This is a genomic window from Paenibacillus sp. Soil787 (genome assembly GCF_001429545.1).
GTDB lineage: Bacteria > Bacillota > Bacilli > Paenibacillales > NBRC-103111 > Paenibacillus_E.
Map to the genome: position 1 here is coordinate 136,581 of NZ_LMSP01000048.1, position 10,757 is coordinate 147,337.

Here is a 10,757-nt window from a genome sequence, read left to right on the forward strand (position 1 = left end):
CTTCTCTATAGAATCAGCGTTTAGACAATAGGGATTACCGGAAATCAAAGGTTGTAAAAAGCTTGACGGCTTGCTCAAAGTAATATTTCTTATACTCGTTCGGTAGTTGTGTGTTTGTAATTACTTTCTTAGCCATCGTTAGATCGCCAAGTCTGGCAAAGCCTTTGACATTAAATTTGGAGTAATCCGCAACAATAATGATCTCACTGGAAATTCTTGCGACTTCCTGCAAAATCATCGCTTCCTCGTAGTGACTAACCGTATAGCCGGAGTCCAACTGCGCACCCTTAACACCTAGAAAAGCTTTGTTCACATAGATGCCTTTGAGCATTTGCAGAGCGAACCCGCCAACGAGCATCGTTGATAAGGGTATCAAATCACCTCCGATGACAATTGTCTTCACACCAGGCGCATCCTTCAATTCAAGACCAATGGCCAAGTCATTCGTTAAGACGGTGATTTTCTTTCCTTTGATATTTCTTGCGATCTCCAGACATGTCGAGCCAGCGCTTAAGAATACGGCTTCTCCATCCTCAATCATTTGAGCTGCGATTTTACCGATCATTCGCTTCTCTTCCACGAATTTCTGTTCGGTATCCCCGCTTGAGGCATTAGGAAGCGAATTCAATTTATCATTCAATACGGCGCCGCCATACGTTTTAACTAAGAATCCTTTTTGTTCTAGCTTGTCGAGATCTCTACGAATCGTCACTTCCGTAACGGAAAACTTCTCACTGAGCTCGTATACATCGACCCGCTTCTGTGCCAGGAGCAGCTCTTTAATTTTATTCAATCGTTCAATCGCAAACATGATAAAAACCCCTTATAAGTAGGAAGGTGCAATAATTATTAGATGTGTGTATTATATCATGTTTCTTTCGTTTGTGTTCGTTTCCGTTTCATATGTAAAACAAGTCCAAACACGATAACACACGTCAAGGATAACCATGAACTATATAAAAAAATTGTCTCATCCCGTAAGCCGAGCTCATAATTCCCCCCAAGAAGCTCCCAATAATACGGGCGGCTCCAAGGCTGAGCAAGCCATTGAGTGTTTGACCGCTGGCCTTCCATTCTGAAGGCACTTCACGGTTGATAAACGTGGCAAGCGTAACAGAAAGCACGATGAAAATAACTCCGTGCAGCAGCTGCACTGGTAGTATCCAAAGCGGATTCCCGATTAAGGTAAACAAGTACCACCGGATCGAGGATGCGAGCGCGGCTACAATCAGAATGGCTGATATAGGCACGCGTTTGAAAATCCAGCCGGAAAACAGCAGAAACGGCAGCTCGCTAAGCGAAGAAATCACCATCGACCAGCCTAGCAGCATACTGTCTCCTCCCATCTCCTTGAAGTAGATTGGGAAGAATGCGTAATAGTAACCCAAGGTGATTTGAACAACAAAGTTGATACCCAAATAAAACATCAGCTTACCATTTCGGAAGAGCTCACGGAACCGTTTGCCAGTGACGTTAGTCTGACGGCCGGCAGCTGGCGGAAAACGCCAGAGGAACAGCAATGCGGCAGCCATGGTTCCGGCGTAGACCGGGAACATTGAGCCAATGTGCGACTTGGCTGCTATGCCGAAAGCTAGAGACATGACTGCGAAGCCCACTGTACCTCCTAGGCGAATCCAACCAAAACGCCAAGTGGGACGCCGGTCCAATTCTTCCAACGTAATCGCATCGCTGATTGCAAATATAGACGTCTGAAAAAACGTAAACACACAGATTAACACAAGCAGGTAAATGAAATGATGTGAGAGCGGGAAGAACAAAATGGAAATACCGCTGCCAATCAATAGAAAGCGAAGTACGCTATTCTTCGTCTTGGCTCGGTCACCGAGCGCCCCCCAAACCGGTTGGCCAAACATCGCAACCAAGGGCCCAAGGCTAAGAAGCATCCCGATTTGCTCCTGAGAAAATTTAGCGCTATGCAGGTAAACCGGCATAAATGTGCCATATACTGCGTTGCCCATGTAAATGACTACGTAATACAACAAAAAAGCGTTCATCTTCGTTGTCAGCCCCTTCTTTCCATTTAAGAATAATACGTCAATTTAGAAGCAATCTCTTCCATTTCACGAACGAGAAGTCGGCAGTATAAACTGTACGACAGTGTAGACTGCGGTTCAAGAACTATTTTTTAAAGAATGAGTTGTTTAGCAGCTTATTGAGTATACATTCCTAATTTCCATCCCCCATTTCTCCTACGGATCAGAAAACAAGAGTCTACGGCTACCTCAACATCAAGGCTGCCCGTGTCGTTCGACTTAGCTTCTCAGAGGAAGGAGTTTATCATTATCTGTCGAATTTTGTAAGTACTATTAACTACTTCAGGAGAACATATGAAAAAGCAATTGAATACCACTGAAGCTTTCATTGCCTTACAAAATGAAAATGATTACCTCAAAAAAACCATTCTCGATATCGCGAAAGGTATTGAAAGTGAGGTCGCCGAAAGTTTTTTTAATCATTTGGTACAATATCTAGCTCGCGTATTAAAATGCTCTTATGCGTTCATTGGTGAAGTTGATCATCACTGTGTAAAAACAATCGCCATGTATGAAAAAGGAGAAACGATAGAGCAATTTGAATACAATTTGGAACATACACCTTGTGAACATGTTGTCAATGAAAAGCGTCTCTTTTGTTATCCAGAGAGTGTGCAGAACTTATTTCCTTTGGACTCGGATTTGACTAAATTTGATATTCAAAGCTATCTGGGAATTCCTCTTTTACATGTTGATGGAACTGTAATTGGCATACTTGTTGTGATGCATGATCAACCGCTTCATGACAGGTCTCTTGCAGAAACGATACTGAAAATCTTCTCGTTTAGGGCATCTGCTGAGCTCATCCGATTGTTGGAAGAGAAAAAATTAAAAATTAGCGAGCAGAATTTACTAACATTAATTCATACGATGCCTGACATTGTTGTTTTTAAAGATGGTAAAGGTAGATGGATCGAAGCGAACAATGCGGTTCTCCGACTATTTGAGTTAGAACAAGATACATACAGAGGTAAAACGAACAGAGATTTCCAAGAAACCAATGAATTTCACAGAGAGATGTTCATTACCTGCGAAGAAACGGATCAAAAAGCCTGGGAGGCAGGCAAAACGATCATTTTCGAAGAAGAAATTAAACGTTCCAGCGGTGCAAGTATGATGGTTGAATATACCAAAGTGCCCGTTTTTGATCATAAGGGAAACCGACAATGGCTCATCGTTATTGGACGCGACATTACGGATCGGAAATTCGTACAAGACAACTTAATAGGTCAAAATGATATTTTGGAAATGATCGCAAAAGGAAAACCCATTGGGGATATTTTGCATCGAATTATTGAATTAGTTGAACTGCAAAGCGGTGCTATTTGTTCAATTCTCTTATTGGAAAAGGAACGGTTGAAGCATTGTTCAGCACCAAACCTGCCTGAATCCTATATTCGTGCGATAGATGGCGTGGAAATAGGACCAGCCGTAGGTTCTTGTGGCACAGCCGCTTTCTATAATACCAAAATCATTGTTTCTGATATCGGGAATGATCCGCTATGGGATGACTATCGCGAGATTGCTTTCATCCATGAGCTTAGAGCTTGTTGGTCCGTACCGATAACGGATAAGAAAAATCAGGTGCTTGGAACATTTGCCATGTATTACAAAACTCCGCATGCTCCCCAAACCTATGAGCTTAAATTGATTGAACGGGCGGCCTATCTGGTAAGTTTGGTGATTGAACGGGATAAAGCGGAAGCAACCATTCGTCACATGGCATTTCATGATTCTTTAACCGAACTTCCGAATCGAAAATCGTTTCAGCATATGCTTGAAAAAGCCATTGTTGATGCTGAGCTAAACGATCAAATCGTTTCCGTGCTTTATCTGGATTTAGACCATTTCAAAATGATCAACGATTCCATGGGGCACTCCTTGGGTGATGTTCTACTGCAGAATGTTTCGGATCGATTGAAACATATGATTACGAATCGGGGTGTTGTCTCACGTCAAGGCGGGGACGAATTTACGATATTGTTACCGGGCACAACCAAAAAGGAAACGGAAGATATTGCCAAAGCAATTCTGGTTGCTTTGACCATTCCCTTTCGTATTCAAGATCAAGATTTGTATATCTCAACTAGTATTGGAATCAGCATGTTCCCTTTTGATGGGAGTACGTTTGAAACATTGATCAAACAGGCAGATATCGCGATGTATCAGGCGAAGAAGCAGGGGGAAAATTTATACCAGTTTTATGTAAAAGAGAATGAGTATCCCGCCTCTGAACATGTAGACCTCTACAGAAATCTAAGAAAAGCATTAGACAACAATGAATTTGCACTTGTTTATCAACCGCAATATGATATAGCGACGAAAGAATTCATTGGTGTAGAAGCATTAATTCGGTGGAATCATCCCGAGAAAGGAATCGTCTCTCCATTGCAATTTATTCCATTTGCCGAAGAAGTTGGACTCATTGTTCCAATTGGGAAATGGGCCTTGAATGAGGCCTGCAAACAGTGGCGTTTATGGAAGGACCATTTTGGACGTACAATTAAAATGTCGGTCAATCTATCCTCGAGGCAGATGTATGAACCGGACTTAATTGAATGGATAACCAGGATTTTGAATGAAACAGGGATGGATCCCCATTACTTGGAAATTGAAGTTACGGAAAGCATTACGATGAATCTGGACCGTGCAACAATGCTGCTTTCCAAACTAAAAGGCATTGGAGTAAACATTTCCATTGATGACTTTGGTACGGGGTTTAGTTCATTGGCATATTTGAAGAACTTCCCCATCGACCGCATTAAAATAGATCAAACCTTTATTAAAGACCTCTCAAATGATATAAGCGATCAAAACATCGTGAAGACCATCATCGCCTTGGGTTTAAATTTAAATTTAAAAGTAATCGCTGAGGGCGTCGAGTCTGAAGAGCAGCTCCATCTTTTAAGGAACTATGGCTGTCATGAAGCACAGGGATATTTCCTGGGACTTCCGATGTCTGCGGATCACATTGCTAAGCTTATTTATTTGGAGTAGTTTCTTTCAGTAAAACAGAAGTGAGGCTGTCTCAGAAATAGAAATATTCACTTAGGAGCACAGAAAACAAAAAAATGAGATGGCAAGGTTATTTTTGCCATCTCATTCTTTGTTTTTTGTTTCTGTGTGCGGAACGTCGATTCGTTATTTTGGGAATTCTGCAATAAAAACCGAATGGGAGGAACGTCAGTGCGCTATTTGTTCGAAAAGAACGATCCGGAGGCAAAAACTGAGAAATAACGCATCGTCGTCGTTCCTCTTCCTCATGAAATCTGGTGCTTTTCATCAAAATAGCGCATCGACGTTCCGTCAGAAAAGTCTGATTACCATGGGTAGAGTGGCATAACATCGCAAAATGACTATTGGGACAGCCCCACTTCCTTTATTAAAGTCTCAAAAATGCATGCCAAATGAAGATGACAAACCAAATAATAAATAGACAAACCGTTACTAAAAAAGTTGTATTAATAGAGATGCTTTTCTTATGGGTATTTCTAATCCTCAAATGATCTTGCCTATCTTTTCCTTCATTATCCAAAAATCGCACTTTCAATTTGTTTAGATGATTGGATGCAGAAAGTACAGCAGAGATTGAAACAACCGGCCATAAGAATAAAGTGATCAACAATACGGCAAATGCATTCATTAAGTACTCATTTGGTAAAACAATCTTCCATTTCATGATTAGCATGGCTGCAAGATTAAAAGCTAGAATACCAAGGCCTAAATAACCTATGATTATTCCTTTTTTCTTATTTCTCATATTAATCTCCATATCGTTGCTTTCCCGCAAGTCGACTATCAGATTAAAGCGTGCTGCCTTAATCCGGATTTCTCAAAGCATTCCTGAACCGCCTGTCTCAAAATGGTGCAGCCCTGCTCAAGCTCCTCCATCGATATGGTTAACGGGGGCATCAGCTTGATGACAGCGTCTTGACGGCCCACCCTTTCCAATATGAGTCCCAACTCATAACAGCGGCTGGCAATTTCTTTGGAAATGTTCTCATACTTGCTTGCGGATACATCAACGCCCCATAGCAGACCCATTCCCCGAATCTGGATATCCTCGCTTAACGGAGCGATTTCCTCCTGCAAAAACCGACTGACATAATGAGCTTTCAGATGAACCTCAGCCTCTAGGTTAAATAATTCCCTGTACTCTAGCGCTGCAGCTGCCCCGACAAACGCCAGTTGGTTGCCGCGGAAAGTCCCCGTATGCTCCCCTGGATGCCAGACATCCAATTCCGGCTTTAACAAGGTAATGGCCATCGGTAAACCATAGCCGCTGATCGATTTGGACAACACGACAATATCTGGAACGATACCCGCCCGTTCGAAGGAGAAAAACGGACCTGTTCGGCCGCAGCCAACCTGAATTTCATCGCAAATGAGCAAAATATCATGACGAGTACACAGATCGCGAAGACGCTGCATCCACTCGATTGGCGCTTCATTCAAGCCTCCCTCCGCTTGAACCGTTTCAAAGATAATCGCAGCCGGTTTATCGATACCGGAATGGTCATCCGTCAGTACTTCATCTATATATTTGATCGTGTCAAATGTACGCATGTAACCGCATGGAAAAGGCATAAAGGAAACATTGTGTAAATCCGTACCCGCCGCCAATCTGTGGTACTGGTTGCTGGTTACCGATAAGCTGCCAAGCGACATGCCGTGAAAAGCTCCCATAAAGGAGAAAATACCCGAGCGTCCTTTGACTTTGCGAGCCAGCTTTAACGCCGCTTCCACAGCATTCGTTCCGGTCGGACCGCAAAATTGCACTTTATAATCAAGCTCTCTCGGCTTCAAAATGAGCTCTGAAAATGTATGCAGGAACGACTCTTTCGCCGAAGTAAACATATCGAGTCCGTGGGAGATGCCGTCTGATTCCAAATATTCGACCAGCTTACTTTTGATGTAATCATTGTTGTGACCGTAATTCAAAGCGCCCGCTCCTGCAAAAAAGTCGATAAACGTTCTACCGGACTCGGCGTACAGCATAGAACCTTTTGCTTTCGTGAACACATCGGGAAAAGACCTGCAGTAAGAACGTACATTCGATTCCATTTTTTCAAAAATAGACATGAATTCCACTCCTCTTATCTTTCGATTGATTTCATGAAAGCATCCTTCTCTTACGCGGTGACCGGTTCCGTCTCGTGCTCTTTATGCGATTGCTGCCGGTACAGCTTTGCATATAAACCTTCTTTGGCCAAGAGCTGCTGGTGGCTTCCCTTTTCCTTTACGACACCTTGTTCCATCACATAAATGACGTCCGCCTTTTCGACAGTAGATAGCCGATGTGCGATCATCAGGGTCGTCCTGTCTTTCATCAATGTTTGTAAAGCACTTTGTACCCAAAACTCAGATTCAGCATCCAGTGCAGACGTAGCCTCATCGAGCAGAAGAATCGGGGCGTTTTTGAGCAAGGCCCGGGCAATGGCGATTCGCTGGCGCTGTCCTCCGGATAACGAAGTTCCCCGTTCGCCAACCATTGTATCGTAACCGTCCGTCAGCTCCATAATGAAATCATGGGCATAAGCTGCTGTTGCCGCATCCTTCAATTCTTGATCTGTGGCATCGGGTTTGCCGAATCGGATGTTATCGCCAATGGTACCGTGAAACAAATAAGGATCCTGTGGAACATAAGCGCTTAACTCCCGGATTTCAGAAAGCATATAATGTCCCAGCGGCTTGCCAAGCAAACGGATCGTCCCGCCCTTAGGCGGATAGAAGCCGAGAAACAGCTTCATGACTGTGCTTTTACCGCTGCCACTGGCACCAACGAGAGCGGCGACCTGTCCTTTCTGTACGGAAAGTGTACTCCCGTTTAGAATGCCTGCCGAGGTACCGTAATCAAAAGTCACGTCCCTCATGTCCAATTCTGCACTTGGCATCGCCTCCTGCTCGCTGCCCTGTGTGGACACGGACAAATACCGATCCGGTTCCGCCCTTTCGTCAAGCAGCTCGAATACGCGTGCGGCCCCGGCAAACGAATGCTGAATCAGAGAAACGATGCTGCCGAGCTGCAGAAATACCATCGAGACGCCAGTTTGCAGCTGGATAATTTGCCCCAGAACGCCGAGCTCGATTAAATGTTGCGAATACATGATGATCCCAACAACGAGCATGCCGCCTAAGCTCATGAAGTTAATCACGAAATTCACAGCTTCAAGAAGACCCGTTTGATGCCCCTGCTTCATCGCTGAAGTTGTGACCTCCCCATTCCTATCATGGAATCGCTTCGTAACCGTACGATGAAGTGAGAACATCTTGATCACTTGCAGGCCGGCAAGCAGGTCAGATAATCGTTCAGTCAATCCGCCTGTTTGCTCTTGAAACCGATCACTTATTTTCCGCAAAGGGCGTGCGAAGCGCGTGTTGATCAAGATGGACAGCAGGCCGAGCGCCAGCAAAACCAAGGCAAGCCGCCAATCGAGCAGGAACATAACGACTAGGGAGCCGACCAATGTCAAACATTCTACCGTGATCGATTTCAAATGCTCAGTGAACGTTTGTTCCATCAAGTGCATATCATTCGTCGTTCGCGAAACGATATCTCCGGAATGATGGGATTCATAGTAGCTCTGCGGCAGCCGACCCAGTCGTTCGAAAACGAGCAGCCGGATGTCCGCCATCGTTTGTTTTACGCTGCGATGGTACATATAGCTAAAAAATGGGGACAGCACACTAAGCATGACGAAGGTGCCGCCAACGATCCAAACCGCCTTCAGGAGCACACCCTGATCGCGATGAACGGAAAACTCAAGTAAATATTGAATAACAAAAGACATCAGAATGGCAATGCTCGCATTGCTTATGCTATCTCCGATTAATCCGATGAAATACCTTTTACTGCGCAGCTGCATAAAAGACATCAGTCGTTTAAATTCCTTGTAGGACTGTCTAAGAAACATGACTTACGCCCCCTCTCTGTCTGCGCTGGCTGTACCGTCTTGCAGTACAAATTGTTTGAAGTACAGCTTCTTGTAAGGGCCATTGCTGCGGATTAATTGCTCGTGTGTGTTGCATTCCACGATTTTCCCATCACTCATAAAAATCACACAATCCGCTTTATCTAACGTTGTTAGACGATGCGTGATGACGAGAACGGCACGGTCTTTCATCACCCGTTCGATCGCTTCCTGTACGATGGCTTCGGAGTGCGTATCGAGTGCGGATGTCGGCTCATCCAGCAGCAGAATCGGTGCATCCTTCAACAGTGCGCGCGCGATCGCAATCCGCTGCTTCTGACCTCCGGACAAGGACCCCCGTTCTCCGATCACGGTTTCATACCCATCCGGCTGCTGCATAATAAAATCGTGCGCGTTCGCTTCTTGGGCCACCCGTACGATATCGTCACGGGTAGCATGAAGGTTCCCGAAACCGATGTTCTCGGCAATCGTGCCCGGAAATAGGTGCGTGTCCTGAGAAACGAGTGAGATTTGGCTGCGAAGCTGCTTCAGACTCCACTCCTGCAAGGGCCGACCGAGCACCTTAATCGTACCGCTGCCCGGTGTCAGTTCATAAAAGCCGCAAAGCAGCTTGAACAGTGTGCTTTTCCCGCAGCCGCTGGAGCCTACGAGAGCGATCGTCTGCTGATTTTGCAGCCAAAAGCTTAAACTGTTCAGCACATTCGTTTGTCCGTCATAGGAAAACGTGACGTTCTCAAATTCAATCGGCGCCGCACTTAGGTCTATATCTTGGAATGAGCGGCTATCCTGCTCCACCGGCATATCCAGAACATCAAACAACCGCCTAGCTACCCCGGTCACTTCCTGTACCTGAGCGGACAGCACCGGGATCATCGATATGGGCTGAAGAACAAACGAAAACATATACAAGAAAATGATAATGTTGCCGGATGTTAGCTCACCTTCCCCAATCAAGTAGCCGCCAATGGCGACCATAAATATGAGCGGTGTCGACAGCAGCAGAATACTGATTGGCGACATGAATGCGCGACGTTTTTCAAGCAGTAGGCTTTTGGACAAAACCTGCTGCATCACGCGGCTATACTTTGCGAACAACGTATCCTGCCTGTTAAAAGCTTTGACCATCGAGATTCCGCCGATCATATCTTGGGTGACCGCATTAGCAGCGCCCAATTGTTCCTGCAGCTGTTCGGAATATTTGCTGATCGGCCTGCTCAATACGGCGGTGACGGCAATACCAACTGGCAGCAGGATGAGACTGAACAGGATCAGCTTCCAACTCGTAAGCAATAGAATCGTAAGCGCACTAACAAAGACCACCGGCATGTAAAATAGATTGGCAAAATGGTGAATAAAAAAGTTTTGCAGCACGGTCGTATCGTTCGTCAGGCGGGAGACGAGGTCGCCCGATTGCTGCTTCTCTACGGTAGAAACCGGCAGGTTCTCCAGATGATTCGCAACCCCGTTGCGCAAATCGCGCAGCGCGTAAGCGCTAAACCGGGTTGAAGCATATTTGATCAAATACTTCGAAATCACGCCGATCAGCGCCATAATGCCAATGAAACCAGCGGAGAACAGCAGCTTATCCGAAGAGCTGTCGACCATTTGTTCAATCAGCTTCCCCATCCCGATATCGACGCCTGCAGCCATGAGCGAGGTTACAATCGTCAGAAGAACCCAAAAGCTGTAAGGCTTGATGTAGGCCATTAGCCGAAAGAAAATCGGCTTTGGTCTTGGTGGCTGCGACTTGCTTTTTCGACTGGCCAAAGTA

Annotated in this window: 7 protein-coding genes; 1 reads left to right on the forward strand and 6 read right to left on the reverse strand. The window is 45.2% G+C overall.

Annotated features, from left to right (window positions below; translation table 11 throughout):
- Window positions 1-34 precede the first annotated feature (34 nt).
- Both ASG93_RS32915 and ASG93_RS32920 read right to left on the reverse strand, forming a co-directional pair.
- Window positions 35-811, reverse strand: coding sequence for a DeoR/GlpR family DNA-binding transcription regulator (locus tag ASG93_RS32915; RefSeq protein ID WP_056839288.1), 777 nt, complete (start codon window positions 809-811; stop codon window positions 35-37).
- Between the two features lie 124 nt (window positions 812-935).
- Window positions 936-2,015, reverse strand: a complete 1,080-nt coding sequence (locus ASG93_RS32920) for an MFS transporter (RefSeq protein WP_056839290.1) — start codon at window positions 2,013-2,015, stop codon at window positions 936-938.
- 333 nt (window positions 2,016-2,348) lie between these two features.
- Here ASG93_RS32920 and ASG93_RS32925 point away from each other — a divergent pair, with 333 nt between their 5' ends.
- Entirely contained in the window at window positions 2,349-5,051 is a 2,703-nt protein-coding gene (locus tag ASG93_RS32925) for an EAL domain-containing protein (protein WP_056839292.1), read from the forward strand.
- Between the two features lie 385 nt (window positions 5,052-5,436).
- Here ASG93_RS32925 and ASG93_RS32930 read toward each other — a convergent pair whose 3' ends face one another.
- The 4 genes from ASG93_RS32930 to ASG93_RS32945 are packed head-to-tail and all read right to left on the reverse strand — an operon-like array spanning window position 5,437 to window position 10,753.
- A complete protein-coding gene (locus ASG93_RS32930; RefSeq protein ID WP_156411126.1) occupies window positions 5,437-5,814 on the reverse strand; it encodes a hypothetical protein in 378 nt (125 codons plus the stop codon).
- Between the two features lie 38 nt (window positions 5,815-5,852).
- Entirely contained in the window at window positions 5,853-7,136 is a 1,284-nt protein-coding gene (ectB, locus tag ASG93_RS32935; protein ID WP_056839295.1) for a diaminobutyrate--2-oxoglutarate transaminase, read from the reverse strand.
- 50 nt (window positions 7,137-7,186) lie between these two features.
- A complete protein-coding gene (locus ASG93_RS32940) occupies window positions 7,187-8,968 on the reverse strand; it encodes an ABC transporter ATP-binding protein (RefSeq protein ID WP_056839297.1) in 1,782 nt (593 codons plus the stop codon).
- A gap of 3 nt (window positions 8,969-8,971) precedes the next feature.
- Window positions 8,972-10,753, reverse strand: a complete 1,782-nt coding sequence (locus tag ASG93_RS32945) for an ABC transporter ATP-binding protein (protein WP_235551046.1) — start codon at window positions 10,751-10,753, stop codon at window positions 8,972-8,974.
- Window positions 10,754-10,757: the final 4 nt, after the last annotated feature.

What these genes read in the sequence shown, in the direction of transcription:
- ASG93_RS32920 (WP_056839290.1), bottom strand. Translation starts at nt 2,015, where the DNA reads ATGAACGCTTTTTTGTTGTATTACGTAGTCATTTACATGGGCAACGCA.
- ASG93_RS32925 (WP_056839292.1), top strand. Translation starts at nt 2,349, where the DNA reads ATGAAAAAGCAATTGAATACCACTGAAGCTTTCATTGCCTTACAAAAT.
- ASG93_RS32915 (WP_056839288.1), bottom strand. Translation starts at nt 811, where the DNA reads ATGTTTGCGATTGAACGATTGAATAAAATTAAAGAGCTGCTCCTGGCA.
- ASG93_RS32930 (WP_156411126.1), bottom strand. Translation starts at nt 5,814, where the DNA reads ATGAGAAATAAGAAAAAAGGAATAATCATAGGTTATTTAGGCCTTGGT.
- ASG93_RS32940 (WP_056839297.1), bottom strand. Translation starts at nt 8,968, where the DNA reads ATGTTTCTTAGACAGTCCTACAAGGAATTTAAACGACTGATGTCTTTT.
- ectB (WP_056839295.1), bottom strand. Translation starts at nt 7,136, where the DNA reads ATGTCTATTTTTGAAAAAATGGAATCGAATGTACGTTCTTACTGCAGG.